The 25,374-nt window shown below is 38.2% G+C and carries 23 protein-coding genes and 3 tRNA genes; 15 read left to right on the top strand and 11 right to left on the bottom strand.

Going from position 1 to position 25,374, the window contains the following annotated elements; translation table 11 throughout:
• The 8 genes from CYP84_RS05290 to CYP84_RS05255 all read right to left on the bottom strand — a co-directional run.
• Positions 1–465 (bottom strand): pilus assembly protein PilO (locus CYP84_RS05290; RefSeq protein ID WP_103636896.1); only part of this gene is annotated, 465 nt, incomplete at its 3' end.
• The gene (locus CYP84_RS05285) at positions 462–1,982 is read right to left on the bottom strand and encodes a C4-dicarboxylate ABC transporter (protein WP_103636895.1); all 1,521 of its coding nucleotides are present in this window, start codon (positions 1,980–1,982) and stop codon (positions 462–464) included. The genes CYP84_RS05290 and CYP84_RS05285, both read right to left, overlap by 4 nt.
• Positions 1,983–2,042: 60 nt before the next feature.
• Positions 2,043–2,912 (bottom strand): GTPase Era, encoded by an 870-nt coding sequence (era, locus tag CYP84_RS05280; RefSeq protein WP_103636894.1) that lies wholly within the window; start codon positions 2,910–2,912, stop codon positions 2,043–2,045.
• Entirely contained in the window at positions 2,909–4,231 is a 1,323-nt protein-coding gene (hslU, locus tag CYP84_RS05275; RefSeq protein WP_103616611.1) for an HslU--HslV peptidase ATPase subunit, read from the bottom strand. The genes era and hslU overlap by 4 nt, the downstream gene beginning before the upstream one ends.
• Before the next feature lie 8 nt (positions 4,232–4,239).
• A complete protein-coding gene (hslV, locus tag CYP84_RS05270) occupies positions 4,240–4,773 on the bottom strand; it encodes an ATP-dependent protease subunit HslV (RefSeq protein ID WP_002940451.1) in 534 nt (177 codons plus the stop codon).
• Complete coding sequence (gene rplI, locus CYP84_RS05265) at positions 4,774–5,220, bottom strand: 50S ribosomal protein L9 (protein ID WP_021086217.1); 447 nt, start codon at positions 5,218–5,220, stop codon at positions 4,774–4,776.
• Between the two features lie 23 nt (positions 5,221–5,243).
• A complete protein-coding gene (locus CYP84_RS05260; RefSeq protein WP_103636893.1) occupies positions 5,244–6,467 on the bottom strand; it encodes an argininosuccinate synthase in 1,224 nt (407 codons plus the stop codon).
• A 181-nt stretch (positions 6,468–6,648) separates the two neighbouring features.
• Positions 6,649–8,187 carry an inorganic phosphate transporter gene (locus tag CYP84_RS05255; protein WP_103636892.1) on the bottom strand — a complete coding sequence of 513 codons (1,539 nt, stop codon included), beginning with the start codon at positions 8,185–8,187 and terminating at the stop codon, positions 6,649–6,651.
• 130 nt (positions 8,188–8,317) lie between these two features.
• Between CYP84_RS05255 and CYP84_RS05250 the strand changes: the two genes are divergently transcribed.
• The 4 genes from CYP84_RS05250 to CYP84_RS05235 all read left to right on the top strand — a co-directional run bounded on the left by CYP84_RS05250 (position 8,318) and on the right by CYP84_RS05235 (position 10,053).
• Positions 8,318–9,220 (top strand): disulfide bond formation protein DsbA, encoded by a 903-nt coding sequence (locus CYP84_RS05250; RefSeq protein ID WP_103636891.1) that lies wholly within the window; start codon positions 8,318–8,320, stop codon positions 9,218–9,220.
• A gap of 30 nt (positions 9,221–9,250) precedes the next feature.
• Positions 9,251–9,682, top strand: coding sequence for a GatB/YqeY domain-containing protein (locus tag CYP84_RS05245; protein ID WP_009293851.1), 432 nt, complete (start codon positions 9,251–9,253; stop codon positions 9,680–9,682).
• A gap of 194 nt (positions 9,683–9,876) precedes the next feature.
• Positions 9,877–9,951, top strand: a tRNA-Gln gene (locus CYP84_RS05240).
• A gap of 27 nt (positions 9,952–9,978) precedes the next feature.
• Positions 9,979–10,053: transfer RNA gene (locus CYP84_RS05235), tRNA-Met, on the top strand.
• Between the two features lie 47 nt (positions 10,054–10,100).
• Here the strand turns inward: CYP84_RS05235 and CYP84_RS05230 are convergent.
• From CYP84_RS05230 to CYP84_RS05220, 3 genes are all read right to left on the bottom strand, one after another.
• The gene (locus tag CYP84_RS05230; RefSeq protein ID WP_223228648.1) at positions 10,101–10,583 is read right to left on the bottom strand and encodes a tyrosine-type recombinase/integrase; all 483 of its coding nucleotides are present in this window, start codon (positions 10,581–10,583) and stop codon (positions 10,101–10,103) included.
• Positions 10,584–10,837: 254 nt separating this feature from the next.
• A complete protein-coding gene (locus CYP84_RS05225; RefSeq protein ID WP_430393509.1) occupies positions 10,838–12,931 on the bottom strand; it encodes a DNA translocase FtsK 4TM domain-containing protein in 2,094 nt (697 codons plus the stop codon).
• A 143-nt stretch (positions 12,932–13,074) separates the two neighbouring features.
• A complete protein-coding gene (locus tag CYP84_RS05220) occupies positions 13,075–15,390 on the bottom strand; it encodes a flagellin (RefSeq protein ID WP_103636889.1) in 2,316 nt (771 codons plus the stop codon).
• 141 nt (positions 15,391–15,531) lie between these two features.
• Here CYP84_RS05220 and CYP84_RS05215 point away from each other — a divergent pair, with 141 nt between their 5' ends.
• The 11 genes from CYP84_RS05215 (at position 15,532) to CYP84_RS05165 (ending at position 25,371) form a co-directional block, all read left to right on the top strand.
• Positions 15,532–16,278, top strand: a complete 747-nt coding sequence (locus CYP84_RS05215; RefSeq protein WP_103636888.1) for a YaaA family protein — start codon at positions 15,532–15,534, stop codon at positions 16,276–16,278.
• A gap of 124 nt (positions 16,279–16,402) precedes the next feature.
• Positions 16,403–16,705, top strand: coding sequence for an HU family DNA-binding protein (locus CYP84_RS05210; RefSeq protein ID WP_012001719.1), 303 nt, complete (start codon positions 16,403–16,405; stop codon positions 16,703–16,705).
• A gap of 71 nt (positions 16,706–16,776) precedes the next feature.
• Positions 16,777–16,863: transfer RNA gene (locus tag CYP84_RS05205), tRNA-Leu, on the top strand.
• A 65-nt stretch (positions 16,864–16,928) separates the two neighbouring features.
• Complete coding sequence (locus CYP84_RS05200; protein WP_103636887.1) at positions 16,929–18,689, top strand: response regulator; 1,761 nt, start codon at positions 16,929–16,931, stop codon at positions 18,687–18,689.
• Between the two features lie 94 nt (positions 18,690–18,783).
• On the top strand, positions 18,784–19,689 hold the full coding sequence (locus CYP84_RS05195; protein ID WP_103636886.1) for an AEC family transporter: 906 nt from the start codon (positions 18,784–18,786) through the stop codon (positions 19,687–19,689).
• A 63-nt stretch (positions 19,690–19,752) separates the two neighbouring features.
• On the top strand, positions 19,753–20,079 hold the full coding sequence (locus CYP84_RS05190; RefSeq protein ID WP_021085558.1) for a hypothetical protein: 327 nt from the start codon (positions 19,753–19,755) through the stop codon (positions 20,077–20,079).
• A 9-nt stretch (positions 20,080–20,088) separates the two neighbouring features.
• A complete protein-coding gene (locus CYP84_RS05185; RefSeq protein ID WP_103636885.1) occupies positions 20,089–20,751 on the top strand; it encodes a response regulator transcription factor in 663 nt (220 codons plus the stop codon).
• Positions 20,744–21,913: a sensor histidine kinase gene (locus CYP84_RS05180; RefSeq protein ID WP_103636884.1), complete on the top strand. Its 1,170-nt coding sequence runs from the start codon at positions 20,744–20,746 to the stop codon at positions 21,911–21,913. Before CYP84_RS05185 ends, CYP84_RS05180 begins: the two co-directional genes overlap by 8 nt.
• A gap of 126 nt (positions 21,914–22,039) precedes the next feature.
• Positions 22,040–23,515 carry an aldehyde dehydrogenase family protein gene (locus tag CYP84_RS05175; RefSeq protein ID WP_103636883.1) on the top strand — a complete coding sequence of 492 codons (1,476 nt, stop codon included), beginning with the start codon at positions 22,040–22,042 and terminating at the stop codon, positions 23,513–23,515.
• A gap of 127 nt (positions 23,516–23,642) precedes the next feature.
• Positions 23,643–24,359, top strand: a complete 717-nt coding sequence (locus tag CYP84_RS05170; RefSeq protein ID WP_103636882.1) for a metallophosphoesterase — start codon at positions 23,643–23,645, stop codon at positions 24,357–24,359.
• The gene (locus tag CYP84_RS05165) at positions 24,346–25,371 is read left to right on the top strand and encodes a hypothetical protein (RefSeq protein WP_103636881.1); all 1,026 of its coding nucleotides are present in this window, start codon (positions 24,346–24,348) and stop codon (positions 25,369–25,371) included. The genes CYP84_RS05170 and CYP84_RS05165 overlap by 14 nt, the downstream gene beginning before the upstream one ends.
• Positions 25,372–25,374: the final 3 nt, after the last annotated feature.

The following is a 25,374-nucleotide window of genomic DNA, read 5'->3' as shown; positions in this document are numbered from 1 at the left end:
TCTTAAAACTTGTTTTTTAGCTCCACTTTTAAGCTCTAAAATTTTTATATTATTTTGCTTTGCTAAAAGCACGATACTATCTATATAGTTTGCCCAGTTTTGATTGTCAAAAAGCAAAAAAGAAAGCTCTTTAAGCTTTGAATCAAAATAGGTATTAAATTTCAAAATATTCGTGTAGCGAAGTTTTAGATTGCTTAAATTTCTATTTTCTTCATTTATCTTAAAATTTCTATCGCCATCAGGAGAGCTCACTGAGGATAGATAGTTTCTTGTGTTTTCTAGCTTTGTAGAAATTCTCGTATGTTTATCAAGCTTTTCATCAAAGAAATTTTGTGCAGGATCAAAGCATAGCATATAGACAAGGTAAGCTATAATAAGCGCTGAGCCAAGAAAAATGAGGTTTGTTTCGTTTGGCTTTTTGCTATCAAAGTATTGATCTATTTTGCTTAAAATATCTTGTCTCATTGTCTAATCTCTATGCTTATATTACTTTCATACTCGTGTTTAGCGTCATCAGAGCGAATTTTTTTAGTATTTACCAAGTATTTTTCATCTTTGCTGATATCTTTGATCAACTGGGTTATCCTTTTTTCATTATCGCTAACTGCAGTTATGGTCAAATTTCTATCGTTATTTACGATGTTTGTGATATGAACTGCGTTTAGATTTAAAATATCGGTAATTTTAAAAAGATTTAAACCCTTCATAGCGTAATTATCTTTTTTATTTTCGATCTCAGCAAGCAGACCTTTTCTAAAATTTAGCTTTTCATTCTCTTTTTGAGTCTGCTCTTTTACTGCCTCTTGTTCTCTTGAAATTTTAGCTAGTGTCTCTTTTATCTGCATCTCTTGTGCGTTTAGGACGCTATATTCGTCATTTAGTCTTGCGCTGTCTTTTTCTAAAACAAGACCAGCTATGTAGTTGTAAGCTGGATATAACATACTTAGCGCAAATGCCGCAGCGCAAGTGAGCAAGAATTTGCCACTTTTTCTTTTGACAAACGGATCTGGGCGAAGCATATTTGAGAGGTTAAAATTCTCATAAAATGGCTCTTTGGTATAAAATCTACCAAATAAAGCCATAACGTTATAACGCTCGTTTATAGTATAGTTTTTGTTGTTTATCGCAACTTTTATGTTTATATACTCTGCATCCAAACCAAGTTTGGTTGAGATGAAATTTGCAAAATTTTTGATCTCATAGTCGCAATCTATGTAAATTTTCTTTATAGATATGCCATTTTGGCTATTTATAATGTTTAAAATATCGTTAAAGTAAAAGATATAATCTTCAAAAACAGTGTTTAGATCGTAGTTAAAGCCATCATCGTCTTTATTTACAAGTCCTCTTTGAGACAAAACTTCAATAAATTTTTCATCACTCAAGCGATCGCCACTTTGCTCTAAGAATTTATCTTTAAGATAGTTTAGGTTATAGCGAATTTCTCTAGCAGTAAAAAAATCACCATCTAAATATATACTTAAAAATGATTCATCTTTTCTAAGCGCTATAAAGCAGTCTGCTTGTGTGCTAGGAAGCAAGCCTTTTTTATAAATAGCAGAGTATATCAAAGGCTCAGGCGCGAGGTAGTCGATATATGGGACTTTTTTTGCAACTGCTTTAAAGGTCGAATTTATATCTTCATTTGTGATAGCAAAAACAGTAAAAATTCTCTCTTGAGCTTTTGTAGTGCCTTCTGAGAAAAATATCTTATTATCAAGCGCAGGATCAAGTGAGAGCTCCGCATAGGCTTTTGAATAAAGCTCCTCATAGAGGGTGTCGTTATCAACGCTTCTAGGGATAAAAAATGTTGTTGTTTTTAAGTCTTTAAATTTTATGTATGAGATGAAAAAGTCGCGTTTATTGACTGTTTTTGAAAAGTTAAAAGCTTCTACATTGCTGTTATGATAACGAAATCCTTTATAGTCATACGGGTCTAGTGCAACTATAGAAATTTCACTATTTTTTTTAATATTCATCATGAATCAAAAAACCTTCCTAAACGCTTATATTGGGTATTTTAATATCTTTAAAATAAAAAATCAATAGCCGATTATCTGATTTAGGCTCTTTTCTTCTTTACTCCAGCCTTTTTTAACGACTACATCGAGCTTTAGAAAGACCTTTGTGTTGGTTAAATTTTGTATTAACTTTCTTGCAAAAATTCCTATTCTTTTAATGGTTTCGCCATTTTTCCCGATGATCATGCTTTTATGAATGTCACGCTCTGTGATGATACTAGCATAAATTTCAGTTATGCCTGTTTTTTCTTTTACGCTTTTTATGATCGCATCGCTAAGATATGGGATCTCATCGCTTAAATTTTCATAGATCGCTTCAAGTATAAATTCTCTAAAAATTTCTTTTTCATTTGTCGGTGTGAGAAATTCTGGATCATAAAAGTACTCATGCTCTGGCAAAAGCTTGCAAATTTCATCAAGAAGTGGCTTTTTATAGGTAGGCTGTTTGGTGCTAAAAGTAAGAAGCGCTGCAAATTTATCTTGAAATTTTTGATACTGAGTGATCTTTTCAAGTACTTTTGCATTTGAGCTCTCATCGACTTTTGTTAGCACTAAGATGTGTGGTTTTTCAGGATTTAGAGCTAGAAATTTCTCGTAGTCACTTGTGTCATCATGGATAGGCGCTAAAAATACGATGAGATCGCAGTCTCCCATCGATTTTATAGCTTGGCCAATTAGTAGTTGATTTATCGCCTTGTTGCTCTCGTGAAGCCCTGGCGTGTCGGTGAAGATGATCTGATCTTCACCGTTCATTACGATGCCATTTATCTTTCTGCGAGTTGCGTTTTGCTTGTGCGAGACAATGGCGATCTTTTCGTTTAATAAGGCATTTAAAAACGAGCTTTTGCCAGCATTTGTGCGTCCTATGATGCTAACAAAGCCTGATTTCAAAGTATGTACCTCGCTAGATCTTGATCCTCAACCACATCTTTTAAGCGCTCTTTTACAAGCTCTTGTGTCACATTTATCTTCTCGCCGCTCTTTTCGCTAGCCTCAAAGCTGATATCTTCTATCACGCGCTCGATCACAGTGTGAAGGCGTCTAGCACCGATATCCTCCATCTTTTCATTTGCCGCATGAGCGATCCTTGCTATCTCTTTTATCGCTTCATCGTCAAATTCTAGCTCGACATTTTCAGTTGAAAGAAGTGCGATGTATTGCTTTAAAAGCGAATTTTTTGGCTGAGTTAAAATTTGATAAAGCGCGTCCTCATCAAGGCTATCAAGCTCAACTCTTAGTGGGAAGCGGCCTTGAAGCTCTGGGATGAGATCACTTGGCTTGCTTATATGAAAGGCGCCAGCTGCGATAAATAAAATATGATCTGTCTTTAAATTTCCAAATTTAGTATTTACATTTGATCCCTCAACGATAGGTAGCAAGTCTCTTTGCACACCTTCTTTGCTAGGATCTTGCCTGTTTGAGCTACCTGAGCCAACGGCTACCTTATCGATCTCGTCTATAAAGATGATGCCCTCGTTTTCAGCTCTTCTTAAAGCCTCTGTTTTTACGCTCTCAAGGTCTAAAATTTTATCATTTGCTTCGCTTTGAAGGGCTTTTTTGGCGTCTTTTACCTTCATCTCTTTTTTGATGTTCTTGCCACCGATGCCAATTATCTTTATAAAACTCTCTTGCATCTGCGCCATATCAGGTGGCACGTTTGAGCCAGCTTCAAGTGGGTTTTGCTGCACCTCGATCTCGATACTTAGCTCGTCAAGCTCGCCGTTTCTTAGCCTATTTAGCATCTTGTCATAGCTCTTAGCATACTCTGCTTGCTTCTCTTCACTTGCACCTTTTGGAAGTGGCGGAAGTAGCTTTGAGACGATCTTTTCTTCGATGTAGGCATTTATCTTGTCTTGGTTTTTCTCGCTTTGCTCGTTTTTTACGAGATTATATGATGCCATGGCAAGGTCTCTTACCATGCTTTCAACGTCACGACCAACAAAACCAACCTCGGTATATTTGCTAGCCTCGACCTTGATAAAAGGCAGCCCCATCATCTTTGAAAGACGCCTTGCGATCTCAGTTTTACCAACGCCAGTTGAGCCGATCATCAATATATTTTTTGGCATGATGTCATCTTGCAAGCTCTTTTCAAGCTTCATGCGGCGATAGCGGTTGCGAAGTGCGATCGCTATGATCTTTTTGGCGTCCTTTTGACCGATTACATAGTCATCTAAAAATTTAACAATTTCTCTTGGTGTTAAGTTCATTTTCTCTCTTATTCTAAAACATAAGTTTTGATGTTTGTATTTGTATAGATGCAAATTTCGCCAGCGATCTTGAGGCTCTCTTTGACTAGCTCCTCTTCGTCGATATCAGCAAATTTATCTAGGGCACGAGCCGCTGAAAGTGCGTAGTTTCCGCCGCTTCCGATAGCTGCTATCTTGCCATCTTCTGGCTCAACAACATCTCCAGTGCCACTAAGTAAGAAAATTTTATCCCTATCAAGCACAAGCATCATCGCCTCAAGCTTTCTTAGATACTTGTCTTTGCGCCACTCTTTGCTAAATTCTATCACCGCCTTTAGCAAATCGCCCTTTGTATGCTCTAAATTTTTCTCAAACATATCAAAGAGATTAAACGCATCAGCAGTGCTGCCAGCAAATCCAGCTAGGACTTTGCCGTTGTGAATTTTGCGGATTTTTACGGCGTTGCCCTTTAAGACGGTGTTGCCAAAGCTTACCTGTCCATCGCCGCCGATGACCGCTTTATTTTTGCCTTTGTAGGCTAAGATGGTTGTCGCATGAAACATCTACTCTCCTTGCACATCAACCTTTAAGGTCGCATTTATCGAGTGACCAAGCTTTATAGAAACATCATAAAGACCAACTGCTTTTAGGTGAGTGTCCAGGTCGATAGCCTTTTTCTCAACTACCAAATGATGTGTCTTTTCAAGCTCTGCTGCGATCTCCTCTTTTGAAACTGAGCCAAAGAGCGAGCCATTTGCACCAAGAGTTTTCTTGACGACGACTGTCACTTTTGCAAGCTCTTCTTTTAGTTTTTCTAAATTTGCGATCTCATATTTTAGCTCTTCAGCCTTTCTCTTTTGAGCTGCTTCGTATTGACGAAGGACATCTGGAGTGGCTGCTTTTGCAAAGCCTTTGCCGATTAAGAAGTTGTTGCCATAGCCGTCTTTTACCTCTTTTATCTCGCCAGCTTTGCCAAGCGCCTTTACATCTTTTATTAGTAGTACTTTCATTTTTATCCTTTTAAATTTTATTTTTAGTCAAATTTTCGCCCATTTTTGCGTGCGATTATAAAGCGAAGTGCGTTTAATTTGATAAATCCAGCTGCATCTTTTTGATCATAAACGCTATCTTCTTCAAATGTGCAGTATGCCTCGCTAAATAGGTTATCATTTTTGCTACTTCTGCCAAGGATAGTCACATTGCCTTTATAAAGCTCAACTTTAACAGAGCCATTTACGTGCTCTTGGCTCTTGTCGATGAGAGCTTGGAGCATATTTCGCTCAGGTGACCACCAGTAGCCGTTGTAAATTAGCTCGGCATATTTTGGCATGATCTCATCTTTTAAGTGAGCTGCACCGCGGTCAAGTGTGATGCTCTCTATCGCTCTGTGAGCTTTTAGCATTATCGTGCCACCAGGAGTTTCGTAGCAGCCGCGGCTCTTCATACCAACTGAGCGGTTTTCTACGATGTCAAGTCTGCCGATGCCGTGTTTTGCGCCAAGGCGGTTTAGCTCGGTTAAAATTTCAGCTGGGCTCATTTTTTTGCCATTTATGCTCACTGGATCGCCTTTTTCATAGCCGATCTCGATGATCTCGCTCTTATCTGGAGCATTTTTAGGATCAACACACCATCTCCACATATCATCTTCTGGTGCGTGGCTCGGATCTTCAAGCACTAGGCCTTCGTAGCTTATGTGAAGTAAATTTGCGTCCATTGAGTATGGGCTTTTGCCTGGTTTTTTGGTGATATCTATGCCATTTTTCTCAGCGTATGCTAAGAGTTTTTCACGGCTGTTTAGATCCCACTCACGCCATGGAGCGATGATAGTTAGATTATCGCCAAGCGCGTAGTAGCCAAGCTCAAAGCGAACTTGGTCGTTGCCTTTGCCTGTTGCTCCGTGGCTCACGCCATCAGCGCCAACAAGTCTTGCGATCTCGCTTTGGCGTTTTGCTATTAGTGGGCGTGCGATTGATGTGCCAAGCAGATATTCGCCCTCATAGATTGCATTTGCTCTAAACATTGGAAATACATAATCACGTACAAATTCTTCTCTTAGATCTTCTATAAAAATATTTTCAGGTTTTACGCCAAGCGCTAGGGCTTTTTTGCGTGCAGGCTCTAGCTCTTCGCCTTGTCCGATGTCAGCTGTAAATGTGACTACTTCGCATTTGTATTCGTCTTGAAGCCACTTTAGAATAATACTTGTGTCAAGTCCGCCTGAGTATGCTAAAACAACTTTTTTTACATCTTTTTTCATAGCTGTCCTTTTGTTGAAATGGTCGTATTTTAGCCTAAATTGATTAATCTTTAATAAATTAATCTATTAAATAATGTAAGTAAAATTTTATTTTTCTGATAGTTTTTATCTGTAAAAATTACAAATTTTAGTTTAAATGAAATTTGCTTGCAAATTTTAAATTTACAAGCAAAGTGTTTTCCTAAACAGCTAGTAATTTAGCAAGGGCAAAATAAAATATAGCCGATGATATCGCAGCTGCTGGAAGCGTTATGAGCCAAGCTAGGATGATAGGTCTTACCATTTTCCAGTTTGCATTTTTATTTACGATACCAATGCCCAAAACCGCACCTATTAGGATATGCGTCGAGCTAACTGGTATGCCAAGCTTTGTAGCTAGAAGTATGACGATACTTGAGGCAAGCTCCGCGCTAAAGCCAGTCGTAGGTAAAATTTCAGCTAGTTTTGAGCCGATAGTAGTGATCACCTCTTTGCCTAAAAACCAAAGTCCAACGACAAGCGAGATGCCAAAGGTTACCATTGCGATGCTAGGTATGGGTGAGCTTTCGTTTATAGAGCCAGTCTTTAGCACATCAAGCACAGCAGCAAATGGTCCAACTGCGTTTGCAATGTCGTTTGCGCCGTGTGAAAACGCAAAAGATGAAGCGGTAAAAATTTGAAACCATGAGAAAATTCTATTGATGCTCTTTTCGCTATCATTTTTACTCATGACGTTTATGATAGCAAGACTTGCAAGATACGCCAGAGCTCCGATAACAAAGATGATCCAGACTGTTTGGATGATGCTAAAGGCTAAATTTATATGCTCAAGCCCTTTAAAAAGCATCATTGACGAGATGACCATTGCAGCAAATCCAGCGATGATCGGGATGTGCTTTTTCATCGCTTTAAAGGTATCTATCTCTTTTTCGCTATCTTTCATGATGCGAATTTTTGAGCGGTACTCGCTGTATTCAGTGGTTTCGATCTCGTCCTCATCGATAACTGCGATCTTTGAAAGAGTGGCTATCTGCTCCTCAGCTGGCTTTGTTTTAAGCGCTTTTATGAAGCTTTCTTTATAGGCTTTTCTCTCAGCTTTTAGTGCTTTTAAATTTGTCTTTAGTTCGTGCGTTGGCTCGATTATTTTGCTTTTTACATAGCCAAATATAATGTAAGACATCACGCCGCCAAGCAATGGTGAGATGACCCAGCTAACGGCGATCCTGCCGATCTCACCCCAAGAGACCATATTAAATGGCTCAGGGTCTTTTATCATAAATCCCATAGCAAGTCCTGCACCAACGATGCCACCAACTATCGAGTGAGTGGTCGAGACTGGCAGACCTTTTTTAGAGGCGTAAAATAGCCAAAGACCTGAGCTAAGAAGAGCTGAGATCATAATGATGACAAATTTCATCGGATTTATATCGCTTGGAAATTTTACGATCTCGTTTCTAATCGTGTTTGTAACCTCAGATCCTGCAAATATCGCACCGCTAAGCTCAAAAATGGCTGCGATTACAAGAGCTTGTTTTAGTGTGAGTGTTTTTGCGCCAACGCTTGTGCCAAAGCTGTTTGCAACGTCATTTCCGCCGATATTAAACGCCATAAAAAGACCAAACATACCAGCGATCAAGAATAAAAAGTAGTTATTTGCCGGGATGTATTGATAGCCCCAAACGAAAAATCCAACGCTGCAAATCGCAAAAATAACTAACGCCAAGAAGTTATCTCGAAGCAATCAAGCCCCCTTGTAAGAGTTTTTGGCAAAATTATATCTTGAAAATTATTAAAGTTTTTAGAATTTTCTCACTTTAAATGATACTAAATTATTATATGTTAGAATTTGACAAAAATATTAAGGATAAATTTTGGTTATAGCGATCGATCTTGGCTCAAACACCTTTCGCGTGGCGCTTATAAAAAAGGTACAAAATGGCTTTAGTAACGAGCAAATTTATGAAAAAATAGTTGGAGCTGCAAGGGGCTTAAACGAAAGTGGCAAGATAGGTTTGGAGGCTAAAAATAGGCTTTTTGAAGCGATAGCGGAGGCTAAAAGCAAATTTGACTTTGCTAAATTTAAATGCGTGGCAGTCGCAACTGAGGCTTTTAGAGTAGCATCAAATAGTGAAGAAATTTTTAGCGAGATAAGAGAGAAATTTGGCATAAATTTTCATATCATTGACGGGCAAGCTGAAGCAAAACTTACATTTTTAGGCGTGCAAAATGCCTTAAGAAAGCTTGGCATAAATGATAAATTTAGCATCATCGACATCGGCGGTGCAAGCTCCGAGATAGGCGAAGAGGGAAAATTTATAAGCTTTAAATTTGGCATCATCACCTTTTACGAGAGGTTCAAAACGCTTGATCTGATGAAAAAAAATGCAAAAATTTATACAAAAGAGGCAAGGGAATTTTTAACAAGTCTTGATAACAAGCTCATCGTGCTAACTTCTGGCGTGCCAACCACTATCGCAGCACTAAAGCTTGGGCTAAACTATGAAAGCTACGATCCAAAAAAAGTGAGTGGATATGAGCTTAAAAATGACGATCTTGCTTGGTTTGTAAATGAGCTTTTAAAGATGGATGACAAAAGCGCTGACGTGGCGGTTGGAAGAAGCAGAAAGTATCCGCTCATCGCTGGAACGCTGCTTTTAAAAGAGCTTTTAAGCGGGCAAAAAGCGAAATTTATAGTGATAGACGATGGGCTTAGAGAGGGCGTTGGAGCAGCTTATCTGCAAGGCATTTTTCAAGAAATTATCACAAAATTTTAGTTATGATTTCAAAAATTTAAAGGAGAGAAAATGAGCATAAGAGAGCAAATTTTGGCTGACATAAAAGAGGCTATGAAAGCAAAAGATGAGTTTAAAAGAGATACCTTAAGGACGCTAAATGCAGCACTTAAGCAGGTCGAAGTTGATCAAAGGATCGAGATGACTGACGAGGTCGTGCTTCCGCTACTTCAAAAAGAGATCAAAAAGAGAGCTGACTCGGTTGAGCTTTATCTAAAGGGAGCAAGAGAGGATCTAGCTAAAAAAGAGCAGAGCGAGATCGAGCTAATCAAGGCATATCTACCAGCTCAGCTAAGTGATGATGAGCTAAAAGAGAAGATAAAAAGCATAATTGAAAAGGTTGGTAAAAATTTAGGCGCTGTGATGAAGATGGCAAAAGATGAGATCGGAGCGAGTGCTGAAGCAAAACGCATAAGTATGATCGCAAAAGAACTTTTGGCATAAAACTAGATAAACCCATGTAAATTTTCGCATGGGTTTTAAAAGCTATAGTTAAATTTTACATGCTACAAAAGTATTTTATTTATTTTTAAATTTTTAAAAAGCTACTTTGAAAAATAAAATAAATTTACATATTTTTTTTAAAAAACCTTGACAAATGGCATTAAAGTCTATATAATTACAACTCTTAAAAACATTGGGGTATCGCCAAGCGGTAAGGCAACTGGTTTTGGTCCAGTCATTCAGAGGTTCGAATCCTCTTACCCCATCCACTTTTAAAAATCCCAAACAACTCTTATCGCGGAGTAGAGCAGTGGTAGCTCGTCGGGCTCATAACCCGAAGGTCGGCGGTTCAAATCCGTCCTCCGCAACCAAACACCGATTTTATCGGCACTCCGAGCCACTTTTTAAAACGCTTAAATTAATCTGAAATTGAATTTAGTAAAATTTCGATAGTTTCTTGAGATTTTTTGATGTTTGCAGTAATATATTTTTGAGTAGTAATTATATTTGTATGCCCTAATGTAAATGATACTTGCTCAATAGGAATTTTAAGATAATTAATTGAGTATGTGCCTATTAAATACCTAATATCATGTAATCTTATCTTTGGAAGATTATTTCTTTTAAGAAGCGAAGCCCAGCTTTTACGTAAATCTTTAAATTTATCATCAGTCATAGGATTGATAAATACATAATCATTTAGACGTTTTTGCTCTTTGGCTACTATATACCTTTTATATAGCCTAGAATATAGCTCATCGCTCATCTTATAGATCATATCTCTTTTAGCCTTATTGATTTTAAAGGGGATAGTATAAGTTCTTGTTTTAAAATTTATATCACTAAATTTAAGGCTTAATACTTCATTTTTACGCCTGCCGTGAAGTAAGAAAAAAAATATATCAGAGCTTGGGTCGGTATTTTCACAAATAGCTTTAATAAAGCGTTTTTGAATGGCTATTGAGTAATCAAAATATCTTTTATTGTCAAATTTTGGAAGCTCGATAAAATCACAAGGATTTTTATTTATTAGCTCCAGCTTGATGCCTAGTTTAAAGATATTTTATAGCTAACAATATTATAGAGTCATTGCTAAGCAGCGCAGTATTCAAATTTATTCATAAATTTGAATACCTTTCAGTAGCCAAGCCATTTTTAAACTAAAATATCCCTTTGGCCCTTTGCGTTTACAGGACTTAAAACGCCCATTTTTTCCATTTGCTCGATTATATTTGCAGCTTTGTTGTAGCCTATTTTTAAGCGTCTTTGTAGGTAGCTGATCGATGTTTTTTGCTCGCTTAAGATGATCTCTTTTGCCTCTTCGTATAGCTCATCAAGCTCATCTTCGCCTAATACTCCAGCAGCCGAGCCTGCGCTAGAGCCCTCTTCTGCTAGAAATTTTTCGTCATAGATCACATCTTGTTGCTCTTTTAAGAAATTTACTATCGTCTCGATCTCTTTTTCACTAGCAAATGGCGCATGCAGCCTGATCACTCCAGGGCTTCCAGGAGGTGTAAATAGCATGTCCCCGCGTCCTAGCAAGCTCTCAGCTCCCATTTGATCAAGAATGACCTTACTATCGATCCTCTGCCCTACTCTGTAGCTTATCCTGCTTGGTAAATTTGCCTTTATAAGGCCAGTCACGACATCGACACTTGGGCGCTGGGTCGCCACTATCAAGTGTATACCGCTAGCCCTTGCCATCTGCGCTAGACGGCCTATATAAAGCTCCACATCCTTGCCACTAGTCATCATAAGATCAGCCAGCTCATCGATGATCACGACGATGTATGGAAACTGCTCGCCACCTTCACTCTTCATCTTTTCGTTGTAGCTCTCTATATTTTTTGTGCGAGTTTGGCTCATTATCTTGTATCTTCGCTCCATCTCAGCGACCATATTTGCAAGCGCTGTGATCGCCTTTTTGGCCTCCGTGATAACCGGTGTCAAAAGGTGTGGGATGTCGTTATATATGCTAAACTCAAGCATCTTTGGATCTATCATCATGAGACGCAAAGTTTGTGGGCTATTTCTATAAAGCAAACTTAGAAGCATCGCATTTATGCCCACACTCTTGCCTGATCCCGTTGTGCCTGCGATCAGCAAATGCGGTAATTTTTTAAGGTCAGTTACAAAAGGAGCACCCACGATATCTTTACCAAGAGCCATGGTTAGCGGACTGCTCGCATTTTTAAAGACTTCGCTTTCTAAAATTTCTTTTAGATAGATCGTCTCTAAATTTTGATTTGGCACCTCGATGCCAACGACGTCTTTGCCAGGGATAGGCGCTTGGATACGGATAGTTTGAGCCTTTAGCGCCATCGCTAGGTCATCTTGTAAAGTGAGAATTTTACTCACTTTGATGTGTGGGGCTGGGCGAAACTCAAATGTCGTGACAATAGGGCCAGTATAAGTTCGCACCACGTCACCATCTATCTTAAATTTACGCAGTTTATCGAGTAAATTTGAAATTTGCTGGTCGATCTCGGCTTCATTTATATTGTGCGAGCGCTTTGGAGGGTCGTTTAGAAATTTAAGCGGTGGCAAGACAAAGTCTTTTGGCTTTTCGACCTTGCCGCGCTCTATCTGATCAAGAAGTTTTTTGTTTTCAGCCACTTCATTTAAAATTTCAACCCCACTTATAGTTGCAGGTCTGCTCTCTTGTGCCGGCTCCATCTCTGGCTCTGGCTCGCTCTCTAAATTTGGCTCATCATCATTTAGCACCTGAGCGTCTATAAGCTCTTCTTCTTTTATCTCGTCGGTTTTTGGCTTTTTGCGCTCTATCTTTGGTATCTGCCTTGCCCTTACCTCTTTTACGCCTCTGCTTTTTTCTTCATAGCTATTTGGCTCTTTATCTACAAAAGCCTTTCTTAAAACGATGATAAAATTTTCTCTAAAAGCAAGCCCAAGAGAGATGATAAATATCATAAGTATAGCAACCGCAGTGCCGATAGCGCCGATGACTTCTTTTAGCGCTGAGACTATAAAGCCACCTATCACGCCGCTATTTGTCCCAGATGTGGTTAGTGCTTGAAACATCAAAAATGCGATAAAAAATAGAAAAATCCCAACCACAAACTGGGCAAAATCAAAGTCAAATTTCTTAAAATTTTTATATACAAAATATCCTAAAGCGATAAGTAAAAATGGATAAACATAGGCGATAAGTCCAAAATATTTAATGTTAAAAACGCCAAGACTTTGTCCAAGCAAGCCTACAAAGTCAGCAGTCGGAGCAGCCGTAGCGATACCAAAATATATAAAAAAACAAACAAAAATAGTAAATAATATATGTCTTAAAATTTTAGATCCTTTTGTTAAAAAGGCTTATTATAGCACGCTTGAGTTTAATTTTTAAAAAATCAGCAAGCTTGGCCTGCTGATTTATCATTTTAGTTTAGGTAGTTTAGCAAGCTTAGTTGATTTATCTTAGCGCTTGCTTGAAGTGTCGCTTGATATGAGAGTGAAAGCTGTGTAAATTTAAGGTATGACTCTGCATAGTCTGCGTCTATGACGTCATTTTTAACAGTTAGTACATTTACTTTCATGACCTCTGCACGCTGATTTGTCGCAGTTAGAAGCTTTGTTTGAGAGCCTATCTTTGTAAGCTCTTTATTTGCATGATCCACCAAGTGATCTAGCCTTTTTAAAGCGCCTTGCATGCCTGTATTTCGTGGGTCGTGATTGTTAGCGTCTGCTCTATAGTAGCCATTTCTAACGGCAAATATCATATCATCAAGGTCTTGAAAGACACTTGTGCTTGGCTCATCGATAGTTAAAGCATTATTTTCGTTAAAGCTAAATACTGAGCCCTTGCCTTGAGGATGGCTTGCAGCACCAGCGGTGTTCATGCCAGTGCTATCTCCGTCAAATATATCTCCATTTTTCGCATCATGCATGGTTAGCTCTATATTTGTGACAGATTTTGTTTTGTCAGTTAGCACCATCCTGCCTTTATCATCTAAATTTACCTCTACTGCGCCTTTAGTCTTTGACAAAGCGTCTTTATAGGCGTTGTAGTTTTGATCTCTTCTTACCTTTTCGATATCTGTATCAAAGTTTGCATTTTCTACGTTTTGAGGATCAGGGATATTATCGCTTGCAGCCATTGCTACGATATCCATTAGCTGGCGGTATGTAAAGTCACTTGCATAGGTTCTGTAACTACCAAATTCATCTGAGTTATAGACGGTCAAATTTCTAGTTGGAGATACCACTCCAGCAGCAGTTGTTGAAGTTATCTGAAACTGCACTGGGGTATTTACTCCACCTGCTTCACCCATTTTGACTTTGATGTCATACATTGTACCAGTGATTGATTTTACTTGAAGACCTATCTCTTGATTATCTATATTGTAAAGCTCTCTCTTTCTTGCATCAACATCTTTTGGGTATAAATTTCTATTGTAACTCTCTTTTGTGCCAGAGACCTCGCTTAGCTTTGTCTGATCGGTTGCAAACTCGCCCGTTCTTCTAGCAACTTGTGGTAAATTTGCTACCAGCTCGTTATCTTTTCGCTCAAATCTAACCTTGTCATAGTCAAAGGCGTTTGTTAAATTTCCATCTTTATCAAGATATTTGCTCTTTGTAAATTCAGTTATATGAACCGTTTTTGGCACAGCATTTGCCATATTTTCAAGACTTTGTAGCGAATTTATCGTATCAAGTGTATTGTTTGGAGCTATCGCACCACGATTTGCCGCCACAGAAGTTGCTGCAACCATGTGAAAGTCTATCGTTTGATTGCCTTTAGTAAGGTCTTTTATATTAAATTGTCCGTCGTTATTTATGCTCACATCGACAACTTTTGTCGTCTTTGTGTTGCCAAATTCCATACCGATCTTCTCCATCAAACCAGCCATTGACGTATCGGCACTCATCTTAAATTTACTTGTAAATGTCGTGCCGTCTGGCTTTTTGCCCTGCATGAAAAAGTATGTGTCAGGGAAATTTACATTTGAAGTATCCAAAAAGTCGAAATCTGGCTCGATCGTGCCTTTATAAGAGCCGTCACTGCCAACAACTGAGTCGCTAGCGTAGTTTAGACCGATCATATTTTTTATCTTACTATTTTCGTCAAGATATTTTGGCGCATAGGAGATGTCGGTTCTAGTTTGATCAGCTAGCATCACGTTTGTTGTTAAAATTTTGTTGTAGTCACCATCTTTTCCTAAAAATAGATCAAATCCCGGGATATTGTAAGGAAGCTCAACCTGCGCGCCAGCTGAAGTTTTCATATAGTCGCGGTTGCCTTGATATTTGCCTGAGCCATCGATCGGCTTGGTATCTACGGCGCTACCTGAGAATAAAAACTGCCCATTTATAGAGGTATTTGCGATATTTACAAGGTGGTTTTTGATGCCCTGAAGGTCGTTTGCTAAAGCTTCAAGAGACGTTGTGCTATGCACGTCGCTGGCTGCTTGAACGACTTTTGTTTTAAAATTTTCAAGCTGTTTTTCAAATTCTTTCAGCGCATTGTCCGTGTTTTTTGCAAAATTTACTGACTTACCGGTAGCATCAGCCACTTGAGTGAGAGTGGTCGCTTCATAATCAAGCCTCATCGCATCGTTATAAACCGCAGCACCGTCGTATGGATCTTGGATTTTAAGTCCATTTGAGAGCTGCTGGTAGCTTTTATTTACGCCAACCATATTTTTTTGATAGTCGTGCAAAGTCTGACTAAAACGTAGTTGATTTGTAATTCTCATAATTTTTCCCTAAATTTTTATTCACTCTAAGCAAGAATAATTCCGCTTTGTGATATATCGGTGAAAATTTGATTTTTTTTAGTGCAAAAAAGTTTTATTGTATAATCTGCAAAAATTTACATATATAAAATAGGAAAGAAAATGGCGTTAAAAATCCTCTTCCCACCAAGCGAAAGCAAAATTTCTCTAAATACAAATGATAAATTTGATGGTAAAAATTTGATATTTTCTCAGCTTTTTGACAAAAGGGCTGAAATTTTAAAAAGATATGATGAGTTTTTAAAAAGTGCAAATTTAGACGAGATAAAAAAGCTTTTTGGATTAAAAGAGCTTGAAGATAGCGAGCAGCTGCGAGAGAGTCTATCTAAAAAAGGTAGTATAAAAGCTATCTTAAGATATGACGGTGTTGCCTATAAGCACCTAAACTACCGCGGACTAAGCGTTGAGGCTCAAAAATATATAGATAATAATGTTTTGATATTTTCAAATTTATTTGGGCCGATTTTAGCAAAAGATGAGATAGCTGAGTATAAACTAAAGCAAGGCGAAAAGCTAGCTGGCTTTGATATTTGTAAATTTTATGAGCAAAATTTTAGCAAGGCAGTCGATCATTTTTTAGAAAATGATGAAATTTTAGATCTTAGAGCTAAATTTTATGAGAAATTTTATGTGATAAAGAAAGAATTTACGACATTTTGTTTTTTAAAAAACAAAAAGATACTAAGCCACCACGCAAAAGCTTATAGAGGTGAGGTTTTGCGCCAGATCGCAAATGCTAAAGTGACAAACAAAGATGAGCTAATGACTTTAAATTTTGAAAATTTAAAGCTTGTAGATATAAAAAAGATAGGGCTAAAAAACGAGCTTACGTTTGAAATTTGCGAGTGAAAGTTCAAAATTTGGTCTTTTTTACTAAAAAAATGCAAAAAAAGAGCTAAATTTAGGGAAAAAGTATTGTATTTTTTTTTAAAAGAGTGTAGAATTGCCGCATAACTTCTTAAAAGGATGGTTCATGAAAAAAGCTGAATTTATTCAAGCGGTTGCCGACAAGGCTGGTCTTTCAAAAAAAGATACTCTAAAAGTTGTTGATGCTACTTTGGAGACAATCCAAGCGGTTCTTGAAAAAGGCGATACAATTAGCTTTATAGGCTTTGGTACTTTCGGTACTGCTGACAGAGCTGCAAGGAAAGCTAGAGTTCCTGGAACTAAGAAGGTAATCGACGTTCCTGCTAGCAAAGCAGTCAAATTCAAAGTTGGCAAAAAACTTAAAGAAGCAGTTGCTGCTGGTGCTGCTAAAAAAGGTAAAAAGAAATAATTTTCTTTTTCGGGGAGCAAGTCTCCCCTTTTTCTTTCTTCTCACAAATCTAAAATTTCAATCATAACTTAGCCCGAGTGGTGAAACTGGTAGACGCGTCAGACTCAAAATCTGATAAGGGCAACCTTGTGTCGGTTCGAGTCCGACCTCGGGCACCATTATAAGTTTAAACATTTTATAAATTTAGCCGATATTATTTGCAACATTTTTAAAAGGATTTTAGATGAATGTTGCACCGCAAAAGTATGATTTTATAAATTTAGATGATTTGCAAAATCTCTCCAAAAGATTTTTAAATCATGGCGATCAAAATAGTTCAAAAGTAAATTTAAGCCAGTTTAACGAGCTTTATGAAGCAAATAAAACAGATACCATCTACATAACTGAGGCTGATATAAAAGAATACAACAAACATCTAGTAACGCAAAAAGCAGAAGAAATTTTAAAAGATTACTCGCAAAATTTAATAACTAGCAACAATAAAATTTACTCAGACGAACCTTCTAATGGCTTTAGCAAAAACGCCTACTTTAAAAATATAAATGCCACAGATGACGCCACCATGCTACCTGTCTTAAAAAGTGGCTACTTAGAAAATACAAAATTTAAAAATTTAAACGACTACGCCTACTCAAACACTCTAAAAACAAATTATGGCGAAGTGGAAGTCTTTTTAGACATTTATGGCGATAATGATGAACTAGGCATTGGAAAGCTAGAAAACAACAGCGCACTTTTTAGCTTTGATAGTAATAATGACGGCACACTAGACCAAAAAGATATACTCTTTGACAAGCTAAAAGTAAGAGGATACGACAAAGACGGAAATGAAAAAATAGCAAAGTTAAGTGACGTCACGGCTAGAGTTGATCTTAGGCAGTTGATCAGCACAAATGTCATAAATCACAACCAAATAACAAGAGAAGAGCTAAACCATAAAGCAATAATCACAAATAGCCCCGATCTTTACGTAGATACAAAAGAGATCGATCACAGACACTCCTACTATGCCTCAGACCCAAATACCTTGTTTGCTGCAGAAAATAGATATGAAAAGATAGGCAAAAATGATATAAATAATTTCTTTAAAAAATATGCTCAAAATGACGGCTGGGTCGATCTAAGGCACAATAATATCTTTGGCAAGGATAGCTCTTTTAAAAATTTCGCTTACACAAAAATAGGTTTTGATGAGAGCGCAAGACTAAGCGAGTTTAACCCGATCATCGAGCCAAGCAAAGATCACAAAAAAGATGAAAATTTCTCATACACAAAATTTCAAAAAGATAGTTTTATGAAATTTTATAATGACTACAACGCTGAGCTTGATGCACACAATAAGATGATAGAAAATCTTAGTGCTAATTTAGAGAAATTTGACGAAAATGCGGACGCTTACATATCAAAGCTTGAAGATACAAAATCCGCCAAAATGATCGCAATGGAAAATGAATTTAAGCAAGCAACTGGGCTTGATTTTAGCATCTCAAATTTAAAAAAGGTAAAAAAGGCTTTTAGCGCAAATGAAGCCACAGCCGCCACTGCACTACGAGATGGCGATAGCGTCATAGCTATGAAGCTAAATCAAGATGGCACGATAAGACTAAAATTTGATAGCGGCAGAGAGCTAGACGTAAATGAGCTTTACAATGACACTGGCAAACTAAATACGCCAAGCGAGCTAAAAACTAGCGTAAATTTAGATGCAAAAAAGATGGATAATGCGCAACTAAATGGGCTAAATTTCAATGATATCGGCGTCATGCAAAGTGGCAAGATCACAAGCCTAAAAGATGCTGGAGCGATAGCTATCATCAACATATCAAATAAATTTGAGAGCAAATTTTTAATCAGCCTAAATAGCGGCAAAAGTATATCTGCAAGAGAAATTTATAATATCAGCTATCTTGAAAACGATCTAAAAAATAAAGAAAAGATAGATGAGAGGGATAAATTTTACAAAAAGGTTGATACTAGGGTTTAAATTTAAGAGTAAAATCCAAAAAAGTTTATTGTAATTTAATCTTTTGGGGCATATAATCAATTCTTTGTAAATTCCAAACTTAAAAGAGACTGCTATGAATTTCACACCACTTTTTGCAATATTTTTCATAATCGCAACTGGTTTTTTTGCTAAAAAAGTCGGCATTGTTGAGCAAAAGCACTCGATCCCATTTGTGGATTTTGTCCTTTGTTTTGCAATGCCTGCGCTAATCTTTGATAAAATTTACCACGTAAATGTCGATGCCTCGCTTATAAACACAATCCTTATTGGCTTTGCTTCAACCGCCATTAGCGCCGCTTTGGCATTTGTCATAGGTAGGGTTTTTAAATTTACCAAAATAACAACCGTCAGTATGGTCATGCTAAGCCTTTTTGGTAACACCCTATTTGTCGGTATGCCTGTCATTCAGGGCTTCTTTGGCGACGAGATGGTAAATGAGGTCATCTTTTACGATCAAATAGCCACCGGTATCCCGCTTTCGATCCTTGGACCACTTATCCTATCTTTTGCCGCGCCTGAGAAGGTTTCGCTATTTCAAAATACAATGAAAATTTTAAAATTTCCACCATTTATAGCGCTCATTATGGGTCTTATCTTAAAAGAAGTCCCGCTTCCAGATTTTATCTTTGCGCCACTTAGGATGTTTGAAGGTAGCGTCACTCCAGTCGCACTTTTTGCGATCGGCGTTGGTCTTAACTTTAGTAGTATCACAAGCTCATATAAAGGCGTTAGTGTCGTGCTTTTGTGCAAGATGATCTTGCCAGCTATCGTATTTTTCATCATATTAAAAGTCTCAGGTATCCAGATGAGCAAAACTTGGGTCGTTGGTCTCTTTCAATGTGCGATGCCAACATCAGCTCTTGCAAGTGCGATGGTCATAAAAGCTGGACTTGATAGCTCACTAGCCATCTCATCAGTTGCTATTGGCGTGCTTTTTTCATTTATCACGCTTCCAGTTATCTATTTTGTATTTGCGTAAATTCACACTTATTTCACACTAAGTGACTACAATTGCAACATAATTTAATTTAAAGGAGACTTTATGAAAAAGTTAATCTTAGTTGCACTTGGTGCTATGTTTATGTTTGGCGGTCTTGCAAATGCTACTGAAATGATGCAAAAGGACAAGATGGGCAAAGATGAGATGATGAAGAAAGAGCAGATGATGAAAGATGATATGTCTAAAAAACATCCTGTCAAAAAACACGAAGCTAAAAAAGAAGACATGGGCATGAAAGACGAAATGAAAAAAGACGACATGGGTATGAAAAAAGACGACATGGGCATGAAAGACGAAATGAAAAAAGATGACATGGGTATGAAAAAAGACGACATGGGCATGAAAGACGAAATGAAAAAAGGCATGTAAAGGCACTTGATGGTCAGAATTTTGCTCGTTGAAGATGATGAAACATTACTTGATCTAATAAGCGAGTATCTGGGCGAAAATGGTTACGATGTCACCACTACAAACAATGCCAAAGACGCACTAGATCTTGCATACGAGCGAAATTTTGACCTACTTATACTAGACGTCAAACTCCCGCAAGGCGACGGCTTCTCCCTACTTTCATCGCTACGTGAGCTTGGCGTCACAACACCTAGCATATTTACCACCTCGCTAAACACCATAGACGACCTTGAAAAAGGCTACAAAAGCGGCTGCGATGACTATCTAAAAAAGCCATTTGAGCTAAAAGAGCTACTTATCCGCATGCAAGCTCTCATAAAAAGAAATTTCTCACACCAAAACGGCGAAGATATCAAAATTTTAGATGATCTTTGCTTTCACCCACAGAGCAAAACTCTAAGTAAAAACGGCGAAAATGTAAATATCTCGAGCAAAGAGAGCGACCTGCTCGCCCTATTTTTGCAAAACAAGGGCAAAATTTTAACTAAAGATGAAATTTTTAATAAAATTTGGAAATTTGACGAGGAGCCAAGCGAGCTTAGCCTTCGTGTATATATTAAAAATTTACGCCAAATTTTAGGCAAAGAGGCCATTTTAAACAAGCGTGGAGACGGCTACATCTATGTCTGAAAAGACGCAAATTTTATTTAAAATTTTATCCCTTTATCTTGTTAGCTCTGTGCTATTTTTGAGCTATTTTTTTATACACGACTACCAAAATAAAAAAGAAGCACTCATCTTAAATGAGGTAAAAAGCCTAAAAGAGATCAAGATGGGCATATATATGAAAGCCAGGATGAGTGGTCTAGACTCAGTCAAAAGCCTCACAAACGAAAAGGGCGTACATGCTTGTATCGTGCTGGAAAATGACGAGAAAATTTATAAAGATTTTGAGTGCAAAAATATTAACAAAGGCAAAAATGTAAATTTGATAGACGGCAAGGTAGCGATCTTTGAAAAGATCCAGTATATGGAGGACAACGCCACAGACGAGCTCGCACGCGCAGACATCTTTCTAGTTGGCAAAAATATCAACGGCGAAATTTTATCCTTGCAAATTTCGACCACACTAAAGGCACTCTTTTTCCTTTTTGCCCTGCTCTTTGTCGCCTTTTACCTAGCAAAACTAAGCCTAAAGCCACTTTATGAAAAGATAGATACACTAAATCACTTCATAAAAGACTCAACTCACGAGATAAACACGCCTCTAAGCGTCATCTCGATGAGTATAGAAACGGCTGATCTTGAAAACCTAAATGAGCGAAATTTAAAGCGCTTTAACAACATCAGCCTTGCTGCAAAGAGCCTAGGTAGCATCTATGACGCGCTCGTTCATCTAAGCTTTAACCTAGATAAACCAAGCAAAAAAGAGCTAATCGATCTAAATTTACTAACCACGCAAAGACTTAGCTACTTCTCGCCATTTTTTGCCAAACGCGGACTTAAGATAGAGGCTAGTTTAAAGCCAAGCTTCATAAACGCAGACCTTGAAGATATGAGTAAAATTTTAGACAACCTTCTTAGCAACGCTTCAAAATATGCAGCACCAAATTCAAAGGTTAGCATCGTTTTAGAGCCAAATTTCTTTAGCATAAGCAACACTGGACGCGGCATCAGCAAAGAGGATCAGATGAAAATTTTTGATCGATACACGAGATTTAACGACGATCAAGGCGGCTTTGGTATAGGGCTAAATTTAGTCAAAGAGTGCTGCAAGAAAAATGGCATCACCGTAAAATGCACAAGCGAGCTTGATGGCGAGACTACGTTTTTGCTCTCTTGGCAGAGTTAAATTTAAAATCACCCTACTCTAAATAATAAAATTTATTAAAAAAGAGAATTTATATCCAAAATTTATTTTTGATAAATTTTATTAATATTATAATCCTTTTACAAAATCTTAATCAAGGAGAAAAGTATGAAACTACTTGAAAAATACGGACTTTTCATAAATGGTGAGTGGCGTGACGCAAAAGACGGCGCTACACTTGATGCCAAAAATCCAGCAAACGGCGAGCACCTTGCAAAGATCGCTGATGCTAGCGAAGAAGATGTAAATGACGCAGTTCGTGCTGCACGTGAGGCTTTTAATAAATTTAAACACACCACAGTTAGCGAGCGCGCAAAGCTGCTAAACAAGATCGCTGATATCATCGATGAGCACAAAGAGCACCTCGCAAAAGTTGAAAGTATGGACAACGGCAAGCCAATCCGTGAGACGCTAAATGTCGATATCCCTTTTGCAGCCGAGCATTTTAGGTATTTTGCTGGCGTTATCATGGGCGAAGAAGGCAGCGCAAATGTGCTTGACGAGAAGCAACTCTCTATCGTTTTGCGCGAGCCAATAGGCGTCGTGGGTCAGATCGTGCCTTGGAATTTTCCATTTTTAATGGCAGCTTGGAAGCTAGCCCCAGTGATCGCAGCAGGCGATGCAAGCGTGTTTAAACCTTCAAGCGAAACAAGTCTAAGCGTGCTTGAGCTATTTAGGCTGATAGATAAAATTTTGCCAAAAGGGCTTATAAACATAGTAACTGGCAGAGGCAGCAAGAGCGGCGAGTGGATCAAAAACCACCCAGGCCTTGATAAGCTAGCATTTACTGGCTCAACCGAGATCGGCCGTGATATCGCCATAGCTGCAGCTCGCCGTATCATCCCAGCCACACTTGAGCTTGGCGGCAAGAGCGCAAACATCTTCTTTAGCGATGCAAATTTAGACAAGGCGCTTGACGGCCTACAGCTTGGAATTTTATTTAACCAAGGTCAAGTTTGCTGCGCGGGATCTAGAATTTTTGTAGAAGAGAGCTTTTATGACAAATTTATAGAGGCTGCGGTTAAGAAATTTAGCACTATAAAAGTTGGCGATCCACTAGATCCTAACACTCAAATGGGCTCTCAAATCAATAAAAAACAAGCTGAGCAAATTTTAAACTACGTCGAGATCGGCAAAAAAGAAGGTGCAAAAGTGGCAGTCGGTGGCAAAGCCTACACTGCAAATGGTTGCGACAAGGGCGCATTTGTCGAGCCAACACTGCTAGTTGATGTGACAAACGATATGAGAGTGGCTCAAGAAGAAATTTTTGGACCAGTTGGCGTTGTCATCAAATTTAAAGATGAAGCCGAACTTATAAAAATGGTAAATGACAGCGAGTATGGCCTAGGTGGCGGAATTTTCACACAAGACATCACAAAAGCACTTCGCGTTGCAAGGTCTATGGAGACTGGCAGGGTCTGGATCAACACTTACAACCAAATCCCAGCAGGCAGCCCATTTGGCGGATATAAAAACTCAGGTATCGGCCGTGAGACGCACAAGATCATCCTTGAGCACTACACTCAGATGAAAAACATCATGATAGACCTCACCGGCAAGGTTAGCGGCTTTTACGCACAATGATTTTAGGGGGTTTTGCCCCCTACTTCTTTAAATTTCATAAATAAATTTTTCTTTCTAAATTTATCAGCAAAATAACAATCTTTATTTTTAAGTTTAATAGACTAAAATTTGGCACAAAGGATAAAATTTGAGCGAGCAAATTTACATTATCGGCGACGTTCACGGCTGTTTTAACACGCTTTTAGAGCTTATCAAGCAGTTTCCAAACAAAGAAAAATCTCAAATTTGCTTTGTTGGCGACGTGATAGATCGGGGGCTTTTTAGCTGCGACGTGGTCGAGCTTATCATGCAAAATGACTATAAAATGGTAATGGGAAATCACGAGCGAAGGCTACTTAGCAATAAATTTGAATTTCTAAACAACAAAGTGCCATTTGACAGGAGCTGGTTCTTTGGAAATGGTGGCGAAGCGACATATAGATCATATCTTGGACAAAGCACAGAGTTTAAGCAAAGGCATGTGGATTTTTTAGAAAGCAGGCCAGTTTATCTGGAATTTAAAGACCATAAAACCCAAAATGGCGAGCATCTGGTAGTCTCTCACTCAGCCGTTGGCAATATGTGGGAGCTAAGAAACGATAAATATGCTAGCGAAGAGTTTAGAAGGCACCTGCTCTCAGGCAGAGGCGACGAGATGCAAGTTAGTGGTATATTTAATGTCTATGGCCACACGCCAGTAAGAGAGGTAAAGCTTTATAAAAATAGCGCAGATATCGACACAGGCTGTGTTTTTAATGAAGTTGGTTTTGATAAACTAAGCGCGTTAGAGTTTCCATCGATGAAAATTTATACGCAAAGAAATGTAGAAAATTTTAATAAAAAGGATAAAGATGTGGTTTTCTAAAAAGAGTTCTAGCTTTGCTAGTAGGGTTGATAAATTTTGGAGCGAACTTGGTAAAAATTTAGACGTCATCAAGCGTAATTTAGAGGATAAAAACTACGAAACAGCGAGCAAAATGACTGAAGAGGCACTAAATTTATGTTTAGTAGATCCAACCTTTATGATAGGTCTTGTTAATGACAAGATTGATCTAGTGCTAACACCAGAAGGGATGAAATATAGGCTTTTTTGGCTTAAATTTATCAAATCACGCATGCCAAAAGAGTATGAAGCAAAACTTACTTGCACGCTTGGCAAACCACGTGCACCACGCGAAGTAGCAACTATACAGATGTATGGCGTGAGTGTTGATGCAAACGAGGTCATGGTTTATGCAAATTTTGAAGAAAAAAGCGTGGATATGTGCCTATACAACGAGACTTTGAGTAAGCTAAAAAATGAAGATGAAAACAAGGCCTATACGCTAGCTTTTATACTTTGCGACAACGTTGTTGGCGAGACGGCGATGATAAACACGCTTGGCGACTTTGAGATCGTAGATGAGCCAAGAGAAAAAGGTGTCGCACTTACCGACTTTGCCGATCTTATAGATGACAAATTTGGCAAAGAGGCATCAAGCGAACCGCTAAAGCAGTTTAGCTTTTACGAGCTAGAGCCTCGCTCAGATGCGCTAAGAGATGATGTATTTATGGGATATACGAGCCTGACTACGCTGCTAAATGAGTACTATGACGGCAAAAGTGATATCTATAATGAAGCCTACGAGCTTGGCATAAATTTCTGCTTTTTAGTATTGTATCACGGCGGCGACGTGCAGTTTGGCATTGATAGCAAAACTAAGATAGAAGATGAGCTTGAAGGGAGCAGCTTTTGCGAGAGCATGGGCGCAGCGACTGGCACTAAGCACTCTTATGTTGATCTTATATGCTTTGACAAAGACGAACTTGAAAAGGCTGTTAGCAAATTTAGTAAAGAGCTTGATATAAAGATAGAAATTTGCGAATTTAAACGCTAAATA

The sequence above is a fragment of the Campylobacter concisus genome (assembly GCF_002912425.1).
Lineage (GTDB): Bacteria > Campylobacterota > Campylobacteria > Campylobacterales > Campylobacteraceae > Campylobacter_A > Campylobacter_A concisus_AH.
This window is presented reverse-complemented; position numbering and strand designations above follow the sequence as displayed.